The sequence below is a fragment of the Sphaerisporangium siamense genome (assembly GCF_014205275.1).
GTDB classification, from domain to species: domain Bacteria; phylum Actinomycetota; class Actinomycetes; order Streptosporangiales; family Streptosporangiaceae; genus Sphaerisporangium; species Sphaerisporangium siamense.
This window is the reverse complement of sequence record NZ_JACHND010000001.1, coordinates 4,968,455-4,988,157: the sequence shown is the minus strand read 5'-3', so window position 1 is coordinate 4,988,157 and position 19,703 is coordinate 4,968,455. Positions and strand designations below refer to the sequence as shown.

Annotated in this window: 17 protein-coding genes; 9 read left to right on the top strand and 8 right to left on the bottom strand. The window is 72.0% G+C overall.

Going from position 1 to position 19,703, the window contains the following annotated elements; translation table 11 throughout:
* Window positions 1–645: 645 nt before the first annotated feature.
* The 3 genes from BJ982_RS23040 (at window position 646) to BJ982_RS23030 (ending at window position 4,639) form a co-directional block, all read left to right on the top strand.
* Window positions 646–1,617, top strand: a complete 972-nt coding sequence (locus tag BJ982_RS23040; RefSeq protein WP_184883297.1) for an aldo/keto reductase — start codon at window positions 646–648, stop codon at window positions 1,615–1,617.
* A 55-nt stretch (window positions 1,618–1,672) separates the two neighbouring features.
* Complete coding sequence (gene polX, locus BJ982_RS23035) at window positions 1,673–3,358, top strand: DNA polymerase/3'-5' exonuclease PolX (protein ID WP_184883294.1); 1,686 nt, start codon at window positions 1,673–1,675, stop codon at window positions 3,356–3,358.
* Between the two features lie 111 nt (window positions 3,359–3,469).
* A complete protein-coding gene (locus tag BJ982_RS23030; RefSeq protein WP_184883292.1) occupies window positions 3,470–4,639 on the top strand; it encodes a sulfite oxidase in 1,170 nt (389 codons plus the stop codon).
* Between the two features lie 101 nt (window positions 4,640–4,740).
* Here BJ982_RS23030 and BJ982_RS23025 read toward each other — a convergent pair whose 3' ends face one another.
* From BJ982_RS23025 to BJ982_RS22990, 8 genes are all read right to left on the bottom strand, one after another.
* A complete protein-coding gene (locus tag BJ982_RS23025; RefSeq protein ID WP_184883290.1) occupies window positions 4,741–6,351 on the bottom strand; it encodes a monocarboxylic acid transporter in 1,611 nt (536 codons plus the stop codon).
* Window positions 6,348–6,677: a DUF485 domain-containing protein gene (locus BJ982_RS23020; protein WP_239122759.1), complete on the bottom strand. Its 330-nt coding sequence runs from the start codon at window positions 6,675–6,677 to the stop codon at window positions 6,348–6,350. The genes BJ982_RS23025 and BJ982_RS23020 overlap by 4 nt, the downstream gene beginning before the upstream one ends.
* Before the next feature lie 166 nt (window positions 6,678–6,843).
* Entirely contained in the window at window positions 6,844–8,574 is a 1,731-nt protein-coding gene (locus BJ982_RS23015; protein WP_184883286.1) for a sodium/solute symporter, read from the bottom strand.
* A gap of 16 nt (window positions 8,575–8,590) precedes the next feature.
* Window positions 8,591–9,040, bottom strand: a complete 450-nt coding sequence (locus tag BJ982_RS23010) for a hypothetical protein (RefSeq protein ID WP_203958897.1) — start codon at window positions 9,038–9,040, stop codon at window positions 8,591–8,593.
* On the bottom strand, window positions 9,037–9,816 hold the full coding sequence (locus BJ982_RS23005) for a LytR/AlgR family response regulator transcription factor (protein WP_184883283.1): 780 nt from the start codon (window positions 9,814–9,816) through the stop codon (window positions 9,037–9,039). Before BJ982_RS23005 ends, BJ982_RS23010 begins: the two co-directional genes overlap by 4 nt.
* 119 nt (window positions 9,817–9,935) lie before the next feature.
* Entirely contained in the window at window positions 9,936–11,150 is a 1,215-nt protein-coding gene (locus BJ982_RS23000; RefSeq protein WP_184883281.1) for a sensor histidine kinase, read from the bottom strand.
* Between the two features lie 11 nt (window positions 11,151–11,161).
* Window positions 11,162–11,656: an HIT family protein gene (locus tag BJ982_RS22995; RefSeq protein WP_239122760.1), complete on the bottom strand. Its 495-nt coding sequence runs from the start codon at window positions 11,654–11,656 to the stop codon at window positions 11,162–11,164.
* Between the two features lie 146 nt (window positions 11,657–11,802).
* Entirely contained in the window at window positions 11,803–12,240 is a 438-nt protein-coding gene (locus tag BJ982_RS22990) for a DUF5335 family protein (RefSeq protein ID WP_184883279.1), read from the bottom strand.
* A 159-nt stretch (window positions 12,241–12,399) separates the two neighbouring features.
* On the opposite strand from BJ982_RS22990, the gene BJ982_RS22985 reads away from it, so the two are divergent.
* The 6 genes from BJ982_RS22985 (at window position 12,400) to BJ982_RS22960 (ending at window position 19,652) form a co-directional block, all read left to right on the top strand.
* On the top strand, window positions 12,400–13,596 hold the full coding sequence (locus BJ982_RS22985) for a MalY/PatB family protein (RefSeq protein WP_239122761.1): 1,197 nt from the start codon (window positions 12,400–12,402) through the stop codon (window positions 13,594–13,596).
* A 433-nt stretch (window positions 13,597–14,029) separates the two neighbouring features.
* Window positions 14,030–15,694, top strand: coding sequence for an ABC transporter substrate-binding protein (locus tag BJ982_RS22980; RefSeq protein WP_184883277.1), 1,665 nt, complete (start codon window positions 14,030–14,032; stop codon window positions 15,692–15,694).
* Entirely contained in the window at window positions 15,691–16,641 is a 951-nt protein-coding gene (locus BJ982_RS22975; RefSeq protein ID WP_184883275.1) for an ABC transporter permease, read from the top strand. The genes BJ982_RS22980 and BJ982_RS22975 overlap by 4 nt, the downstream gene beginning before the upstream one ends.
* Before the next feature lie 34 nt (window positions 16,642–16,675).
* The gene (locus BJ982_RS22970; protein WP_184883273.1) at window positions 16,676–17,656 is read left to right on the top strand and encodes an ABC transporter permease; all 981 of its coding nucleotides are present in this window, start codon (window positions 16,676–16,678) and stop codon (window positions 17,654–17,656) included.
* Window positions 17,653–18,687: an ABC transporter ATP-binding protein gene (locus tag BJ982_RS22965; protein ID WP_184883271.1), complete on the top strand. Its 1,035-nt coding sequence runs from the start codon at window positions 17,653–17,655 to the stop codon at window positions 18,685–18,687. The genes BJ982_RS22970 and BJ982_RS22965 overlap by 4 nt, the downstream gene beginning before the upstream one ends.
* A gap of 65 nt (window positions 18,688–18,752) precedes the next feature.
* Complete coding sequence (locus BJ982_RS22960; RefSeq protein WP_184889194.1) at window positions 18,753–19,652, top strand: ABC transporter ATP-binding protein; 900 nt, start codon at window positions 18,753–18,755, stop codon at window positions 19,650–19,652.
* Window positions 19,653–19,703 lie beyond the last annotated feature (51 nt).

The window sequence follows — 19,703 nt, the reverse complement described above, 5'->3', positions numbered from 1 at the left end:
GTGAGGTCGATCGCGTGCCATGTCCCGTCTTTTTTGAATCGGACGGGAGCGGCCTCGACGTAAGTGGCGAATGTCGTGCCGTCGGGGGTGGCGAATGTCGTGGAGTTCTCCGTGCGTAAGCTTTCGACTTCAATGCGCTTATGTTGGAGTTTCGCTTGTTCCCGGGCCGTCTGTATCGGGTCGGGGGCCGCGGAGTAAGACCGGGGCGTGGTCGCGCTCACGCGGCCCGGCGTGGGGGCCGGAACCGGTGAAGCAGCTGCGGCGGGCGTCGCGACCAGGGACGTCGATAAGCCGAGAACGGCGGTGAGCGACGCGCTCCCTAACGTGCGAACCCTGCGTAACCGTGTTTTCACTGCGCCCTTTCGTCGAAGTCAGGAGAGGCAGGGTGATCTTGTCACGGGCTCCCGGAAAGGGGAATACCTTTTTCACGCCGATGCGAAGAACGTAGTGCTATGGAAACGCTCCGCATTCGCCGGAGATTTTTGGAAACGCGTTATCCCCGGCTCATTAACCGGCGCATGGACGCGTCTCGCCCGGTCCCACCGCGTACGCGCGACGGGAGCGGGCCGGGGCGCCGGGACGAGGCGGCCGCCCCCTTCGCGGGGCCACCCGGGTGCGTGCTGGGATGTCCCAGGAGGTAAAGACATGGAATACGTACGTCTCGGGACGACCGGGATGAAGGTTTCGCGGATCTGTCTCGGGATGATGAGCTACGGCGACCCGGAGCGAGGACCGGACTGGGTGCTGAGCGAGGACGCGGCCAGGCCCCTGGTGCGGAGGGCCGCCGAGGCGGGGGTGAACTTCTTCGACACCGCCGACACCTACTCGGCGGGCGTCAGCGAGGAGATCACCGGGCGGCTGCTGCGCGAGATCTTCCCGCGCCGTGAGCAGTACGTGCTGGCGACCAAGGTGTTCTTCCCCGTGGACCCGGAGGTCAACGATCGCGGGCTGTCGCGCAAGCACATCCACGCGGCCATCGACGCCTCGCTCACCCGCCTCGGCACCGACTACGTCGACCTGTACCAGATCCACCGCTGGGACGACGCCACGCCCATCGAGGAGACGATGGAGGCGCTCAACGACCTGGTCCGCGCCGGGAAGGTCCGCTACATCGGCGCCTCCAGCATGTACGCCTGGCAGTTCGCCAAGGCCCAGCACACCGCCGAACGCCACGGCTGGACGCGTTTCGCGTCGATGCAGCCGCATTACAACCTCATCTACCGTGAAGAGGAGCGGGAGATGATCCCGCTGTGCCTGGACCAGGGGGTCGGGCTGATCCCGTGGAGCCCGCTGGCGCGGGGGCTGCTGGCGCGGGCGGGGGCGGAGGACGAGACCGCCCGGTCGGGCGCGGACGGCCGTATCGAGATCTTGTACGGCGGGCCGGGCGACGCCGAGGTGCTGCGCCGCCTGGCGCAGACGGCCGGGGCGCGGCGGGTGCCGCCCGCGCAGGTGGCCCTGGCCTGGCTGCTCGCGCAGCCCGGCGTCACCGCCCCGATCGTCGGCGCGACCAAGGAACGGCACGTGGACGACGCCGTGGCGGCCGAGGCGCTGGCGCTGACCGGCGAGGAGCTGGCCTACCTCGCCGAGCCGTACCTCCCCCGGTCCGTGAGCATCTGATCCGCGGGCTCACCTCGGCCCGGGATTGTCGGGGGCCTTCCGTAAGCTGACCCTCATGGGACGGGCGAACGACGAGGCGGCGGCGGCGCTCGAAGAGTACGCCGATCTCTTCGCGATGACGGGCGGGGACGCCTTCCGGGTGCGCAGCTACCAGAAGGCGGCCAAGGCGATAGCGGGCTTTCCCGAGGACATCTCGGGCGGCGACGTCCGCCGGGTGGCGGGGGTCGGCGAGGCCATCGCGAAGAAGGTCGAGGAGTTCCTGCTGCGGGGCTCCTTCCGCCAGCTCGACGATCTGCGGGCCCAGGTTCCCGAGGGGGTGCGCGCGATGACGCGCATCGCCTCGCTCGGCCCCAAGAAGGCGGTGTTCCTGTTCCACGAGCTCGGCATCGACTCCCCCGACGCCCTGGCCGAGGCCATCCACCAGGGCCGGCTGACCGGCGTCAGGGGGTTCGGGGCCAAGACCGAGGAGAACCTGCTCAAGGGCATCGAGCAGATGCGCACGTCGGGCGAGCGGGTGCATCTGGGCGTCGCCATGGGCCTGGCCGAGCGCGTCATCGCCTCCCTCCCGGCCGAGAAGATCGCCTACGCCGGGTCGCTGCGCCGCATGAAGGACACGATCGGCGACATCGACATCCTCGCCGTCGGGCCGGTGAGCCTGATGGAGACGTTCAAGGAGCAGCCGTACGTCGCGGAGGTCATCGCGAGCGGCGCGCACAAGACCTCGGTGCGCACCACCGTGGGTCTCCAGGTGGACCTGCGGGTGGTGCCGGCCGCCTCCTGGGGCGCGGCGATGCAGTACTTCACCGGCTCCAAGGAGCACAACGTGCGGCTGCGCGAGATGTGCGTGAAGCGCGGCTGGAAACTGTCGGAGTACGGCCTGTTCGAGGGCGACAGGGTCATCGCCGCCGAGACCGAGGAGGAGATCTACGCCGCGCTGGGCATGCCGTGGGTGCCGCCGCCGCTGCGCGAGGACGGCGGCGAGGTCGAGGCGGCGCTGCGCGGGACGCTGCCCGAGCCGGTGACGCTCGCGGACATCAAGGGCGACCTTCACACGCACACCGACCTGACCGACGGCATCGCCCCGCTGGAACAGATGCTGGACGCCGCCGCCGCGCGCGGGTACGCCTACTACGCGGTGACCGACCACGCGCCCGACCTGGTCATGCAGCGCATGACGCTGGACAAGGCGCTGGAGCAGCGCGGGCGGCTGCGCGGGCTCCAGGCGTCCTACCCCGGCATGCGCCTGCTGCACGGCACCGAGCTCAACATCGGCCCGGACGGCTCGGTCGACTGGCCGCTGGAGGTCCTGGAGGGGTTCGACGTGCGCGTGGCGTCGGTGCACTCCCACTTCACCCAGCCGCGGGACGAGATGACCCGCCGCCTGATCGCCGCCTGCGAGAACCCCGGCGTGCAGATCATCGGTCACCCGACCACGCGCAAGATCGGCAAGCGCCCGCCGGTGGACGCCGACTGGGAGGCCGTCTTCGCCGCCGCCGGGCGCACGTGCACGGTGATGGAGATCGACGCCTACCCCGACCGGGCCGACCTGCCGTCCGACCTGATCCGGCTCGCGCGCCACCATGGCGTGAAGTTCTCTATCGACAGCGACGCGCACGCCGTGCCCCACCTGGGCAACCTGCGCTACGGCGTGGGCCTGGCCCAGCGCGCCTGGCTGACCGGCGAGGACGTCGTGAACACCTGGCCGCTGGACCGCCTGCTGGCCTTCTTCGGCCGCGCCTGACCCGTCCGGCGGTCTGGGGGCGGGAGGCGCCCGGCGCGGGCGAGAGGTAGACTGGCGGGTATAGGCTGCAAAACTGGTAGGTAATATCTGATTAAAGCCAGGGGTGGCCCCATGGACCTCGACGACCCGACCAGGACCCAACCCGCCGAGCCGACCACCGCCGCCGACCGCACCACCAAGCCCACCGTGCCCACGGGCCCGCGGCCGCTGACCCCCATCGTCAAACCCCTACCCCCGGACCTGTTCGTCGTACACGGCTCCACGGCCGAGACGCGCTGGGAGTCCATGCGCGGGCAGGGCCTCCACACCCCCAACGACCGCTTCTTCGTCAGGAACCACACCGGCACCCCGCTGATCGACGCCGAGCGCTGGCGCCTGCGCCTGCACGGCTCCGGCCTGCGCGAACCGCTGAGCCTGACCTACGGCGACCTGCTCTCCCTGGGCTCGGCGACCGCGGACGTCGCCATCGAGTGCGCCGGCAACGGCCGGTCGTTCTTCGCGTCGCAGCAGGGGACGCCCACGGCGGGCGTCCCGTGGCGGCTCGGCGGCGTCGGCGTCGCCCGCTGGCACGGCGTGCCGCTGCGCACCGTCCTGGAGCTGGCCGGGGTGACCGGGGACGCGGTGGACGTGATGCCGCGCGGCCTCGACGCCCCCTACGTCGAGGACGGCGTGGACCACGGGCGGGTGCGGCGCCCGCTGCCGGTGGCCAAGGCCATGGGCGACGTGCTGATCGCCTTCGAGATGAACGGCAGGACGCTGCCGCCCGACCACGGCTTCCCCGCCCGCCTGGTGGTGCCCGGGTGGAGCGGCATCGCCTCGATCAAGTGGCTGGGCGACATCGAGGTGTCCGCCACTCCCCTCACCTCGCCGTGGAACACCCGCTTCTACCGCGTGTTCGGCCCCGGCCACGCCGAGGACGGCGACCCGCTCACCGTGCAGGGCGTCAGGAGCGCCTTCGAGCTGCCGTGGGAGGCGACGCTGCGGGCGGGGCGGCGGCACGTGCTGCACGGCCGGTCGTGGTCGGGGAAGGGCCGCGTCGTCGAAGTGGAGGTCAGCGTGGACGGCGGCGGGACCTGGGCGCGCGCCCGCGCCCGCGTGCCCCGGCGGCCCGGCGTCTGGACCCGGTGGCGGTTCGCCTGGACGCCGCCCGGCCCGGGGGCGTACGTGCTGATGGCCCGCGCGACCGACGAGACCGGGGCGGGCCAGCCGGACGAGGCGGCGTTCAACACGCTGGGGTACCAGTTCGACGGCGTGGTGCGGCACCCGGTGACGGTGGTCTGAAACGAAGGGGCCCGGTCGCGGACGCCCGCCGAGAGCGGGGCCGTGACCGGGCCGCGCGGACCGGCGGCAGCCCCGCAGGGGCCGCCGCCGCGTGGGAGACCTCAGTGACCGGCGGCCTTCTCGGCTCCCGCGCCGGTGAGGGACCGCACCTCCATCTCGGCGTACTTCGCCGAGTCCTGCCGCTTGCTCAGGACCGTGCCCAGGTACCCGGCGAGGAAGCCGAGCGGGATCGAGACCAGGCCCGGGTTCTCCAAGGGGAACCAGTGGAAGTCGGCGTTGGGGAACATCGCCGTCGGCGAGCCCGACACCACCGGGGAGAAGATCACGAGGATCACGGCGGAGGCGAGGCCGCCGTAGATCGCCGAGACCGCCCCGGCCGTGTTGAACCGCTTCCAGAACAGGCTGTAGAGGATGGCGGGCAGGTTGCCCGAGGCGGCGACGGCGAAGGCCAGCGCGACCAGGAACGCCACGTTCAGGCTCTGGGCGAGGATGCCGAGCGCGATGGAGACGGCGCCGATCACCAGGGCCGACACCCGTGCCACCGCGATCTCCTGCCGCTCGGTCGCGGTGCCGCGCTTGAAGACGTGCGCGTAGAGGTCGTGGGCGAAGCTGGAGGACGAGGCGAGCGTGAGCCCCGCCACCACGGCGAGGATCGTCGCGAAGGCGACCGCGGCGATGACGGCGAGCAGGATCGTCCCGCCGACGTCACCGAAGATCAGTTCGCCGATCTTCTGGGCCAGTTGTGGCGCCGCGGTGTTGCCCGCCTTGTTCTGCTCGGCGATGGCGCCGCTGCCGACCAGCGCCGCCGCGCCGAAGCCGAGGACGAGGGTGAGCAGGTAGAAGACGCCGATGATGCCGATGCCCCACAGGACGGACTTGCGGGCGTCCTTGGCGGTGGGCACGGTGTAGAAGCGGATCAGGATGTGCGGCAGGCCGGCCGTGCCGAGGACGAGCGCCAGGCCGAGGCTGATCAGGTCCAGCTTGCTCGCCAGCCCCTTGGCCTCGACGCCGTACTTCAGGCCGGGGTTGAGGAAGGCGTCGCCCTTGCCGCTCTGCTGGGCGGCCGTGCCGAGCAGGTTGGACAGGTTGAAGCCGAAGTGGCCGAGCACGAGCAGGGTCACCAGCGCGGCGCCGACCATCAGCAGCACGGCCTTGACGATCTGGACCCAGGTGGTGCCCTTCATGCCGCCGACGACCACGTAGACGATCATCAGGAGGCCGACGACCACGATCGTGAGGGCCTTGCCCGCGTCGGAGGTGATGCCGAACAGCAGGCCGACCAGCGCGCCCGCGCCGACCATCTGGGCCAGCAGGTAGAAGATGCTGACGACGATGGTGGAGACGCCGGCGGCGGTGCGCACCGGGCGGGGACGCATGCGGAAGGCCAGCACGTCGGCCATCGTGTACTTGCCGGAGTTGCGCATCAGCTCGGCCACCAGCAGCAGCGCCACCAGCCACGCGACCAGGAAGCCGATCGAGTACAGGAAGCCGTCGTAGCCGGACAGGGCGATGATGCCCGCGATCCCGAGGAACGAGGCCGCCGACATGTAGTCGCCGCCGATGGCCATGCCGTTCTGGAAACCGCTGAACGACCGGCCGCCGGCGTAGAAGTCGCTGGCGCTCTTGTTCTGGCGGCTCGCCCAGAACGTGATGCCGAGGGTCGCGGCGACGAAGATCAGGAACAGGGTGATGGAGAGGGCGTGATTGCTCATCGCGCGCCTCCCTCGATCTCGTCGCGCAGCTTGTCGGCCAGCGGGTCGAGCTTCCTGTCGGCGTGCCGCGCGTACAGCCAGGCGATCAGGAACGTCGACACGAACTGCAGCACCCCGAAGACGAGCGCCACGTTGATGTCGCCGACGACCTTGGTGCCCATGAAGCCGCGCGCCCAGCCCGACAGCACGACGTACAGCAGGTACCACGCGAGGAAGGCGACGGTCACCGGGAAGGCCCAGGTGCGGTAGCGCCGGCGCAGCTCCTGGAAATCGGCGCTGGCCTGCAACTGCTCGAATCCCGATGATTCGTCTTGTCTTGTGGTCACGTGACCTCCCACATGGTGACTTGGATCACGCTCACCGTAGGAGGACCGCGCGCGCTTGCGGAGGGGGCCGGACGGCATTGTCGCCAAGCCGCCCCGACCCATCGCTCACAGGGGAGGGCCTGCGACGAAAGGCGCGTTCCACGCGACGAGCGGTCACCCGCGCACGTCAGGTGGAGCGGGGACGCCAGTCTCCCCGGTTGACGTCGAGGGTCTCGGGCGTGTGGAGCCGCACCATCGTGCGGGCGACCCCGCGCGGGACGCGGCCCGGCGTGAGCAGCGAGACCACGATCATCACCAGGAAGGCGATCGGCACCGTCCAGGCGGCCGGCTGGGCGAGCAGCGCCCCGGCCCAGCCCGCGGTCGGGCCGCCCACGATGACCGCGAACCCGGCGCCGCAGGCCAGGCCGCCGCCGACGAGCAGCCCGGCCATGGCGCCGGTGGTGGTCAGCCTGCGCCACCAGATGCCGAGCACCAGCAGCGGGCAGAAGGAGGAGGCGGCCACCGCGAAGGCCAGGCCAACGACGTCGGCGACGGCCAGCGAGCGCGCGCCGGCGGCGAGCACGAGCGGCACGCTGATCGCCATGATGGTGGCGGCGCGGAACGACGGCACTCCCCCGCGCAGGATGTCCTGCCCGATGACGCCGGCGACCGACACCGCGAGGCCGGAGGAGGTGGACAGGAACGCGGCGAACGCGCCCGCGGTGACCAGCGCGCTGAGCAGGTCCCCCGCCGTGCCGCCGACCAGCCGTCCCGGCAGGGTGAGCACCACGGCGTCGGTGCGGCCGGTCATCAGCAGCTCGGGGGTGTAGACGCGGCCGAGGAAGCCGTAGAGGGCCGGGAGCAGGTAGAACGCGCCGAGCAGGGTCAGCACGACCAGGGTGGTCCTGCGCGCGGCGCGCCCGTCGGGGTTGGTGTAGAAGCGGACGAGCACGTGCGGCAGGCCCATGGTGCCGAGGAAGGTGGCCAGGATCAGCGAGTACGTCGCGTATACCGGGTGTTCGCGGCCGTGCAGCGGCAGCGCCCACTCGTGGTCGGTGAGCACGGGCAGGCTCTCCACGTGCGGGACCGGCGTGCCGGCGGGGAAGGTGACCGTCGTGTCGTGGGCGATGGTGTGGGGGCCGGCGGCCAGGGCGAGCGGCTCGCCGCGCGCGGGGCGGCCGTCCACCTGCCCGTGCGCGGTGACCGTCACCGGCCGCTGGACGCGCACGGTGACGTCCACGCCGACGGACACCGTCACCGGGGCGGTGAAGACCGGCGGGGCCTCGCCGTGCGGAGCGGGGCGGCCGTCGTGGTTCCAGGCGAACAGCAGGAACGCCACCGGCAGGGCCAGCGCGGTCAGCTTGAGCCAGTACTGGAACGCCTGGACGAAGGTGATGGAGCGCATGCCCCCCGACAGCACGTTGACGCCGACGACGACGCCGACCAGCAGGCCGCCCACCCACGGCGGCGCGCCGGTGATCTCGCGGAACACCAGGCCCGCGCTCTGGAACTGCGGCATCAGGTAGAGCCAGCCGATGAGCACGACCAGCACGCTGGCCGTCCTGCGCACGGCCATCGACTCCAGCCGGGCCTCGGCGAAGTCGGGCAGGGTGTAGGCGCCCGAGCGGCGCAGCGGGGCCGAGACCAGCACGAGCAGCACCAGGTAGCCGCCGGTCCAGCCGACCGGCAGCCACAGCATGTCGGCCCCGTAGGCGAGGATCAGCCCGGCGATGCCGAGGAAGGACGCGGCCGACAGGTACTCGCCGCCGATCGCCGAGGCGTTCCACAGCGGCGAGACCGTGCGCGAGGCGACGTAGAAGTCGGAGGTGGTGCGCGAGAGCCGCAGCCCGAAGGCGCCGATGAGGATCGCGGCGACCACCACGACCAGCACCGCGGTGAGGCCGAGCCCGGCGCTCACCGCGCGGTCGCCGGCCTCACCGGCGCTCGACGAGCTCGGCGAAGTGGCGTTCGTTGCGCTCGGCGCCGCGCACGTACAGCCAGGCCCCGGCCACGAACGCGGGGTAGACCAGCCCGGCCAGCACCACCCAGGGCAGCGGGAGCCCGAGCACGGGGGTCTCGCGCAGCGCGGGGACCAGCATGAACAGCATCGGGATGCCGCCGACCAGGCAGCCGAGCACGGTGCAGACGAACAGCGCGAGGCGGAACTGGGTGCGGACCAGCGAGCGCATGTAGACCTCGCCGAGGCTGGTCTGCTGGTCGATCTCCATGGTGACGGGGTAGCGGGGCCTGCGGGCGGCCCGGGTGCGGGGGCTGGTCACGATCTCGCGGCGCGGCGGCGCGGGCGGGGCGGCCTCGCGCGCCTGGGCCCGCGGTGTCTCGCTCTTCGGCCGGCCGCCGCGCCCGCGCCCGCTGGAGGGCGTCATTCGGCCCGGCCCTTCCTGGCGCGCCGCACCAGCAGGTCGCGCAGTTCGCGCGTGTGCCTGCGGCTGACCGGGATCTCGGTCTCGCCGATGCGGACCGTGCAGCGGCCGGAGTCGATGTGCAGTTCGTCGATGTGCTTGACGGCGACCAGGTGGCTGCGGTGCACGCGGACGAACCCGGCGCCCGCCCAGCGTTCCTCCAGGGCGGCGAGCGGGATGCGCACCAGGTGGCTGCCGGTCGGGGTGTGCAGCCGGGCGTAGTCGCCCTGGGCCTCGACGAAGCGGACGTCGGAGCTGGCGACGAACCGGGTGACGCCGGCCAGCTCGACGGGGATCGTGTCGGCGTCGGGGGCGGCCCGGGCCGGGTCGTCCTGCGGGGGGCCGGGCGCGGCGTCGGGGACGGCCGCGCAGACCCGGCGTATCGCCTCGGCGAGGCGTTCGGGGCGCACGGGTTTGAGCAGGTAGTCCTCCGCCTTGATCTCGAAGGCGTCCACGGCGTGGTCCTCGTATGCCGTGACGAAGACCACGCGGGGCGGACGGGCGAACTGGGTGAGCAGCCGGCCGAGCACGACGCCGTCCAGCCCGCGCATACGGATGTCCAGGAACACGGCCTCGATCGGCCTGCCGTCGGCCATGGCGCGGTCGAGGATCTTCAGCGCCGAGGCGCCGTCCCGCGCGGTCGCCACGTCACCGATGCGCGGATCGGCACGCAGCAGGTACGCCAGGTCCTCAAGCGCCGGCTGCTCGTCGTCCACCGCCAGAACGCGCAGCGCGGTCACGTCACTTCCATTCGCCGTTCAAACTGAGGAATGTTCTTGAGCGTGATGAATCAGGCAGCGGAAGTCAACCGATCGGCGCGCGGACCTGCGCCTATTCGATAACTATACGGAGACGGTGATCAGTACCGCCCGCCGGCGGCCTGCGCGGACACCCCTTGGCGGTATTTGGGGAGCCGCACGCTGACCTTGGCGCCCGCGCCGAGCGCGGTCTCCACGACCAGTCCGTACTCGTCGCCGTAGACCTGGCGCAGCCGCTCGTCCACGTTGGCCAGCCCGACGCCGCTGGTGCCGGAGCGCTCGTCGGGGTCGCCGGCCAGGATGCGCCGCAGCCGTTCGGGGTCCATGCCGATGCCGTCGTCCTCGACGCTGATCATGCACTCGGCGCCGGCGTCCTCGGCGATGATCGTGATGTGGCCGACGCCGGGCTTGCCCTCCAGGCCGTGCCGCACGGCGTTCTCGACCAGCGGCTGCAGGCACAGGAACGGGACGGCCACCGGCAGCACCTCCGGCGCGATGCGCAGCGTGACCAGCAGGTGGTCGCCGAAGCGGGCGCGCTCCAGCGTGAGGTAGCGGTCGATGGACCGCAGCTCCTCGGCCAGCGTCGTGAACTCGCCGTGGCGGCGGAAGGAGTAGCGGGTGAAGTCGGCGAAGTCCAGCAGCAGCTCGCGGGCGCGCTCGGGGTCGGTGCGGACGAACGAGGCGATCGTGGTGAGCGAGTTGTAGATGAAGTGCGGGGAGATCTGCGCGCGCAGCGCCCGGACCTCGGCCTCCATGAGCAGCGTGCGCGAGCGGTCCAGCTCGGCGAGTTCGAGCTGGGAGTCCACCCAGGTGGCGACCTCCTGGGTGGCGCGCACCAGCCCGGCGGAGGCGTGGTCGCCGTAGGCGGCGAGCGAGCCGACCACGCGCTCGTCGGTGGTCAGCGGCACCACCACGGCGTAACGGATCGGGCATTCGGGCACGTCGCAGGCGACGGCCTCGGGGCCGAGCACCTGGATGCGGCCGTCGCGCAGGGTCTCGGCGGCGTGGGCGAACGCCTCGCGCGCGTGGTCGTCGCCCGCGCCGTCGTACACCAGCAGCTCCTCGCCGCTGGTGATCGCCAGGGCGGGCGAGCCGAGCAGCTCGCGTAAGTAGCGGGACGCCTTGAGCGCGCCGGCCGCGGTGAGCCCGGCGCGCAGTGGCGGCGCCGCCAGGGAGGCGGTGTGCAGCGTCTCGAAGGTGGCGCGCTCGGCGGGGCCGGTGCCGAGGTCGCGCCGGCCGCGCAGCATGCGCCAGAGCACCACCGAGGGAACGCCCAGCAGGACCAGCAGGACGGGGACGGCCAGCAGCGGTTCCACGCGGCCGCAGCCTACTCCACGTCCCCGCCGGCCACCTTGTTCACCGAAACGTCCGCCGAAACGTCCGGCGGAAAGTCCATCGCGGCGCCTATCTTGGCCGCGAAGGCGGCGGCCTCGGCGTCGTCGGCGTACTTGACCCGGGGCCAGAAGAAGCCGCGCAGGCCGTCCTTGCGGTTGCGGGGGACGACGTGGGCGTGCAGGTGGGGGACGCTCTGGCTGACCCGGTTGTTCATCGCCACGAACGTGCCCGCCGCCCCGAGCCCCGCCTCGACGGCCCCGGCCAGCGCCCGCACGCGGGTGAAGAACGGGCCGACCGCCGCCACGGGCAGGTCGGTGAGGGTCTCGACGTGGGTCTTCGGGACGACCAGGACGTGCCCCTTGAAGACCGGGCGGGCGTCGAGGAACGCGGCGACGGCGTCGTCGGCGTACACGACGTGGGCGGGCAGCAGCCCGGCGGCGATCTCGCAGAACGGGCAGCCGGGCACGGTCCCGGCGGGGGTGGTCACCGGCCCGCCTGCACGGCGTGGGGCGCGGGCTGCCGGTGCCGGTCGAGCTCGAAGCGCATGGGGCCGTCCGTTCTCCTCGCCGTCGCCGCCGCGGGGCCGCGCGGCCCCCGCCGCGCCTATGGTGCCACGCCCGGACGGCGGGGCGGTCAGGCGGTGGCGGCCTCCGGGACGTCCTCGAAGTAGACGGTGACGATCGTCTCGCCGCCCTCGGCGCCGACGACGTCGAACGCCCACCGTCCCCCTTCGCCGACGATGTCGGCGAGGATGGCCCGCGGGTGGTCGACCGCGTGGCGCAGGATCACCGGGTAGCGCGCGTCGCGCCCGCCGACGCCGACCGAGAACTGGTCGTCCTTGGGGTCGTACTCCAGGTAGGCCAGCGGGATCCTCTCCACCTGCAGGAGGTCGCCGAAGTCGGCGCGCAACTCCTCGATGGTCACGTCGGCGCCCTCGTAGTCGCGGGTCATCTCGTCGAAGAACTCGTGCCATCGGTCCCGCGGAAGCTCCGGCCGCTGCTCGGTCATCTCCAGGCCCCCTCCCCGGCCACGGCACTGGGCCACGTACCCGTCCAGACCATGCTGGCGCACCCGGTGATCTTCCACATCACCCGATCGGGTAGAACCGGCCGGGGCCGGTCCGGAGGGATACGGAGGGGTGAAATCGGTTATGCCGGAAATCATGTGCTATGACGTAATTGACGAGGTACAGCGGTGGCGCCGGAGGTTCCGGCCACTGGAGGGGGTAGCTTGACCGGCACGAGTCACGGCCGCACCGGCGGCCCGCTGGACGCCCTCGATCTCGGCGAGCTGCGGGCCCGGCGCAGTTCCAAATGGCGCGAGTACCCGCGGGACGTGCTCCCGGTGTGGGTGGCGGAGATGGACACGCCGCTGGCCGAGCCGATCGCGGCGGCGCTGGTCGAGGCCGTCGGCCGGGGCGACACCGGGTACGCCGTCGCCGGAGGGCTGCCGGACGCCTTCGCCGCCTTCGCCGCGCGGCGGTTCGGCTGGCGGACCGACCCGGCGGCCATCCGCCTGGTCCCGGACGTGATGGCGGGCATCGTCGAGGTGCTGAGCCTGGTGACCGAGCCCGGCGACCGGGTCGTCGTGAACACCCCCGCCTACCCGCCGTACTTCTACTGGATCCCCCGCATCGGGCGCGAGCTGGTCGAGAATGCCTTGCTGCTCACCCCGGGCGGTCACCGCCTCGACCTCGCGGCGCTGGAGCGCGACTTCGCCGCGGGGGCCGCGGCGTTCCTGCTCTGCAACCCGCACAACCCCACGGGCGTGGTCTTCGGCGAGGAGGACCTGCTGGCCGTCGCCGCCCTGGCCGCCCGGTACGGCGTGCGGGTGGTCACCGACGAGATCCACGCGCCGCTGGTCTTCCCCGGCGCCCGCCACGTGCCGTTCGCCGGGCTGGACGCCCCGGCCGCGGCCCGGTCGATCACGCTGGCCTCGGCGTCCAAGGCGTGGAACCTCGCCGGGCTGAAGGCGGCGCTGGCCGTCCCCGGCGAGGAGGCCCGCACGGACGTCGCCCGCATCCACCCCGAGGTCAGCGAGGGCGCGGGGCTGCTCGGCGTGATCGCCTCCGAGGTGGCCTTCACCTCCGGCGAGCCCTGGCTGGACGAGCTGCTGGCCGGGCTGGACGCCAACCGGGCGCTGCTCGGCCGCCTGCTGGCCGAACGGCTGCCCGAGGTGGGCTACCAGCCGCCGCAGGCGACGTACCTGGCATGGCTGGACCTGCGCGCGCTCGGGCTCGGCGACGACCCCGCGGAGTGGTTCCTGCGACGGGCCGGCACCGCGCTGTACCCGGGGCCGAAGTTCGGCGCGCCCGGGCGCGGGTTCGCCCGCTTCAACTTCGCCACCTCCGGCGACCGGGTGACCGAGGCGGTCGGCCGGATGGCCGCCTCGCTGAGCGGCAGGCCCCGCGCCGCCGCCTCGCGCTGACGCCCGCCGGGCATAAACCAAACTTATGACTTCTTTTATCGCCGGCGGCGGGCCGCGCCATCACAATGGTGATTCAGCCCCGCCGATCCGGTGATCCGCCGACCGAGCCCGCCGGCCGTCCGGTGACGCGATGCCCGGGCGGCGCGCCGAACCCTTGGGGTGGTTCGGACGCCGTCCGACGCCGTCCCGGCACGTCCCTGACAAGCCGGGACGGCGTTATCCCCTGACCGGCGAATCGCCGCGCCACGGATTCACCGGCATTTCAACCGGCCATTCTTTCCCCTTTTTCCGAGCATCGTCATGCCGTTTTCTTGTCATCAAGTCTCGGAATGGAAACACGTGCCAAAACCCTCTTGTGGGTAATATTGCACACAATTAAGTTGCATGGCATCACGGCCCCACAAAGCGGGAGACAATGATGTCCGGAAAATTCATGGCCGCCGGTGGCCTGCTGTCCGCGGCCACCCTGGCGATCACACTGAGCGCCTGCGGCGGGGGCGGCACCCCGGCGTCCTCCGGCGGCACGGCGGCGACCGGCGAGGGCGGAACGCTCACGATCCTGTCCAACCAGGACTTCTCCCACCTCGACCCCACCCGCAACTGGACGATGCCGCACATGGACTTCGGCATCCGCCTGCTCTACCGCACCCTCACGACCTTCAAGGCGGAGCCCGGCGCGGGCGGGACACGGCTCGTCCCCGACCTCGCCACCGACCTCGGCACGCCGAGCGAGGGCGGCAAGGTGTGGACGTTCACCCTCAAGAGCGGGCTGAAGTACGAGGACGGCACCCCGATCGTCGCCGACGACGTCAAGTACAACGTCGAGCGGTCCTTCGCGCCCGAGCTGCCCGGCGGCCCCAACTACGCGCAGCTCTACCTGGCGGGCGCCGAGCACTACAAGGGCCCGCTCAAGGGCGAGCGCCTGAAGTCCATCGAGACCCCCGACGAGAGGACGATCGTCTTCCGGCTGAAGCGGCCGGTCGCCGAGTTCTCCTACACCGTCACGCTCCCCACGTTCGCCCCCGTGCCCAAGGCCAAGGAGGCGGGCGAGCAGTACGACAACCGGCCGTTCTCCTCCGGCCCCTACAAGATCCAGAGCTACGACCGGGGCAAGGAGCTGGTGCTGGTCCGCAACGCCAACTGGGACCCGGCCACCGACCCGGTGCGCAAGGCGTACCCGGACAAGATCGTGATGAAGCAGGGCCTGCGGCAGAGCGTCATCGACGACCGGCTCATCGACAGCAGGGGCGAGGACGCCACGGCCGTCTCCTACTCGGACGTGACCGCCGCCGGCCTCGCCAAGGTGCTGCCCCGGCCGGAGGTGAAGGCACGCCTGGTCAGCGAGATCTCCGGCTGCACCGACATGATCGGCTTCAACACGGCCAAGGCGCCGTTCGACGACCCGCGCATGCGGCAGGCGGTCCACTTCGCGCTGGACAAGCAGGCCCTGCAGACCGCGCAGGGCGGGCCCGGCATGGCCGAGATCGCCACCTCCTATCTGCCGCCCGCCCTGTCCGGCGGCCAGGCGCAGGACGTCTACGGCCTGCCGCCCACCGGCGACGTCGAGAAGGCCAAGGCCCTGCTCGGCGGCAGGACGCTGGACGTCGCCATGACCGTCTCCACCGGCGAGAAGGCGCTCGGCGAGGCCGTGCAGTCCTCGCTCAAGCGGGTCGGGATCACCGTCACGCTCAACCCCGTCGACCCGTCGGTCTACTACGACACGATCGGCGACACCGCCAAGACCCCCGAGATGTTCACCTACGGCTGGTGCCCCGACTACCCCTCGGGCGCGACGTTCCTGCCGATGCTCTTCGACGGCCGCACGATCGTCGAGAAGGGCAACTCCGGCAACGTCTGGCAGTTCAGGGACAAGGCGGTCGAGGCGAGGATCGACGAGATCCAGGCCATGACCGACACCGGCGCCGCCGCCGCGGCGTGGGCCGAGCTGGATCAGCTGATCATGCGGTCCTCCCCCGCCGTCCCGACCCTGTGGGACAAGAAGCCGCTGCTCGTCGGCACCGGCGTGACCGGGGCGTTCGGCCACCCCGTCTGGTCGGGGCAGCTCGACTTCTCCGCGCTCGGGGTGAAGCAGGGATGACCTCGCTCACCGCCCCGGCGGCGGCACGGCCGCCGGGCCACGCCGCCGCCGGGCGCTCCCCCTCGCGGCTGATCTGGGACCGGGTGCGCCGTGACCGCACGGCCATGACCGGCCTGGCGATCATCGTGCTGTTCGTGCTGATCGCGGTCACGGCGCCGCTGCTCACCGCGCTGAACGGCTGGTCGCCCTACGACTTCGACCCCTCCGCCGTCGACCAGAGGCTCGCCGGGGTGCCCAAGGGCGCCCTCGGCGGCGTCGGCGCCGAGCACTGGCTCGGCGTGGAGCCGGTGAGCGGGCGCGACGTCTTCAGCCGGATCGTGTACGGCGCGCGGATCTCGCTGCTCATCTCCGTGACGGCCACGGTCGTCTCGGTGCTGATCGGCACGGTGCTCGGCCTGCTCGCCGGATACCTCGGCGGCTGGGCGGACGCCGCCATCAGCAGGCTCATGGACCTGCTCATGTCCTTCCCCGCCCTGATCTTCATGATCGCCCTGATCTCGGTCATGCCCGAGGGCGACCGGGTGCTGCTGCTGGTCGCCGTCATGGGCGGGTTCGGCTGGCCGTACGTGGGCCGGATCGTCCGCGGCCAGGCCATGGCCGTCAGGCACCGCGAGTACGTCGACGCGGCCCGCGTGGGCGGCGCGATGGGCGCCTCGATCCTGTTCCGCGAGATGCTGCCGAACATCACCGCGCCGATCCTGGTCTACGCGACCCTGGCGATCCCCGCCAACATCGGCACCGAGGCCGCGCTGTCGTTCCTCGGCGTCGGGGTGCGCCCGCCGACCGCCTCCTGGGGGCAGATGATCCAGGAGTCGATGATGTGGTACGAGGTCGACCCGATGTACTTCATCGTCCCCGGCACGTGCCTGTTCCTGACCGTGCTCGCCTTCACGCTGCTCGGCGACTCGCTGCGTGACGCGATCGACCCGAAGGGCGGCCGGGCATGACCGTCATGGCCGGGATGTCGTACGGAGCCCCGCGGTGATCGTCTATCTCACCCGGCGCCTGTTCGCCGCCGCGGGGATCCTGCTGGTGATCTGCGCCGTCACCTTCCTCATCTTCTACGTGATCCCCGCCGACCCGGCGCTGCAGGCGTGCGGCAAGACGTGCACGCCCGAGCGGGTCGCCGACGTCCGCGCCCAGATGGGCCTGGACCGGCCGGTCCACGAGCAGTTCGGCGCGTACGTGGCCGGCGTCTTCGCCGGCCGCACGCTCGGCTCCGGCCTCGCGTGCGGGTTCCCGTGCTTCGGCTTCTCCTACCAGAACTCCCTGCCGGTCTGGGACCTGCTGGTCGACCGGCTCGGCGCCAGCGTCTCGCTCGCGATCGGCGCGGCCCTGCTCTGGCTGGCCACCGGTCTGGCCATCGGGGTGCTGTCGGCGCTGCGGCAGGGCACCCGGCTGGACCGCTCCCTGATGGTGGCCACGCTCACGTCGGCGTCGCTGCCGGTGTACTTCGTGGCGATGCTCCTGCTGCTGCTCGTCGTCCGGGTGACCGGGATCCTCCCCTATCCGGCCTACGTCCCGCCCGGGGAGGACCTGGCGGCGTGGGCGGGCAACCTCATCCTGCCGTGGGTGACGCTCGCCGCCCTGTACGCGGCCCTGTACGCCAGGCTCAGCCGCGCCCAGATGATCGAGACGCTGGCCGAGCCGTACATCCGCACCGCGCGCGCCAAGGGCCTGCCCGAGCGGACCGTCGTCGTCAAGCACGGCATGCGCGCGGCGATGACGCCGATCGTGACGATCTTCGGCATGGACCTGGGCGGGCTGCTCGCCGGGGCCATGATCACCGAGACCGTGTTCGGCCTGCCCGGCATCGGAAGGCTCGCCTACGACGGCGTCGTCAAGTCCGACCAGCCGGTGATCCTCGGCACCACGCTGCTGGCGGCGTTCTTCATCGTGTTCGCCAACCTCGCCGTGGACCTCCTCTACGTCCTGATCGACCCCCGGGTGAGGTACTCGTGAACGACCATGACCCGCCGGCCGGCGCGTCCCGGCCGCACGCGCACGCCAAGGAGGCCGCGGCCCCGCTCCTGGAGGTGACCGGCCTGTGCGTCTCCTTCGGCGCGGTCCGGGTCGTCGACGGGGTGTCGTTCTGCGTGCGCCAGGGGCGCACGCTGGGCATCGTCGGCGAGTCAGGATCGGGCAAGTCGGTGTCCTCGCTGGCCGTGCTCGGGCTGCACCGCACGGCGTCCGTCACCGGTTCCATCGTCTTCGACGGCGAGGAGCTGGTCGGCGCGCCCGCCGAGCGGCTGCGCACGCTCCGGGGCAGCAGGATGTCGATGATCTTCCAGGATCCGTTGTCGTCCCTGCATCCCTGCTACAGCGTGGGCGAGCAGATCGCCGAGTCCTATCGGCTGCACCGCCGCGCCTCCCGCAGGGCGGCGCGGGAGCGCGCGGTGGAGATGCTCGCCGAGGTGGGCATCCCCGAGCCGCGCCGCCGCGCCCGCGAGTACCCCCACCGGTTCTCCGGAGGCATGCGCCAGCGCGTCATGATCGCGATGGCGCTGGCGTGCGAGCCGAATCTGCTCATCGCCGACGAGCCGACGACCGCGCTGGACGTGACCGTCCAGGCGCAGATCCTGGAGCTCATCGCCCGCATCCAGGAGGAGCGCGGACTCGCCGTCATCATGATCACCCATGATCTCGGGGTGGTGGCGCAGGTCGCCGACGACGTCCTGGTGATGTACGGAGGGCGTACCGCCGAGTACGCCGGGGCGCGGGCCGTCTTCAAGACGCCGCGCCACCCCTACACCCAGGGGCTGCTCGCCTCGGTTCCCGGCACCGCGTGGGTGGACGCGGACGACGGCGCGCGGCTCCCGGCCATCGCCGGCGCCCCGCCGTCCCCGGCGACCCCACCGCCGGGCTGCCGCTTCCACCCGCGCTGCTCGCGGTTCGCCGACGCCCGGCACCCGGCCGTCTGCGCGACCGAGCGTCCCGCCCTGAGCGGGGCCGGGCACAAGGTCGCCTGTCACTTCCCCGAAGGAGCCCGGTGAGAACCACCAAAGAACGCGGTGAACAGGTCGCCGACGACGCGCTTCTCACCGTCCGTGACCTGCGGATGACCTTCCCCGGACGGCGCGGGACGCGCGTCAGGGCCGTGGACGGCGTCGGCTTCGGTCTCGGGCACGGCGAGACGCTGGGCATGGTCGGCGAGTCGGGGTGCGGCAAGTCCACCACCGGGCGCATGATCGTGCGCCTGCTGGAGCCGACCGGCGGGACCGTCACCTTCGCCGGCCGGGACGTCACCCACCTCGGGCCGCGCGAGATGCTGCCGCTGCGCCGCGACATCCAGATGATCTTCCAGGATCCGTTCGCGTCGCTGAACCCCCGCCAGACCGTCCGGCAGATCGTCTCCGGCCCCCTCCGGCTGCTGGACCGCGCGGGGGTGCTCGACATGCTGGAGCTGGTCGGCCTGTCCCCCGAGCACGTGGACCGCTACCCGCACGAGTTCTCCGGCGGGCAGGCGCAGCGCATCGGCATCGCCCGCGCGCTCGCCTCCAAGCCCAAGCTGATCGTCTGCGACGAGCCCGTCTCGGCGCTGGACGTGTCCATCCAGGCCCAGATCGTCAATCTGCTGAAGGACCTCCAGCGGGAGCTCGGCCTCGCCTACCTGTTCATCGCCCACGACCTGGCGGTGGTGCGGCACGTCTGCGCGCGGATCGCGGTCATGTACCTCGGCCGGATCGTGGAGATCGGCGACCGCGGGCCGATCTACCGCGACCCCGCCCATCCCTACACCAAGGCGCTGCTGTCGGCGATCCCCGTGCCGGACCCCGACACCGAGGCCACGAGGGAGCGCATCGTGCTGCGCGGCGACCCGCCCAGCCCGGCGGCGCCGCCCCCGGGGTGCGCCTTCTCGCCCCGGTGCCACAAGGCGCGGGACCGGTGCCGTGCCGAGGCCCCGGTGCTGACGCCGGTCCGGGGCCGTCAGGTCGCCTGCCACTACCCGGAGGTCTGACCGGCCCTGCACTGGACCGGGCACAAGGCCGGGGCCGGACTCGTGGTCCGG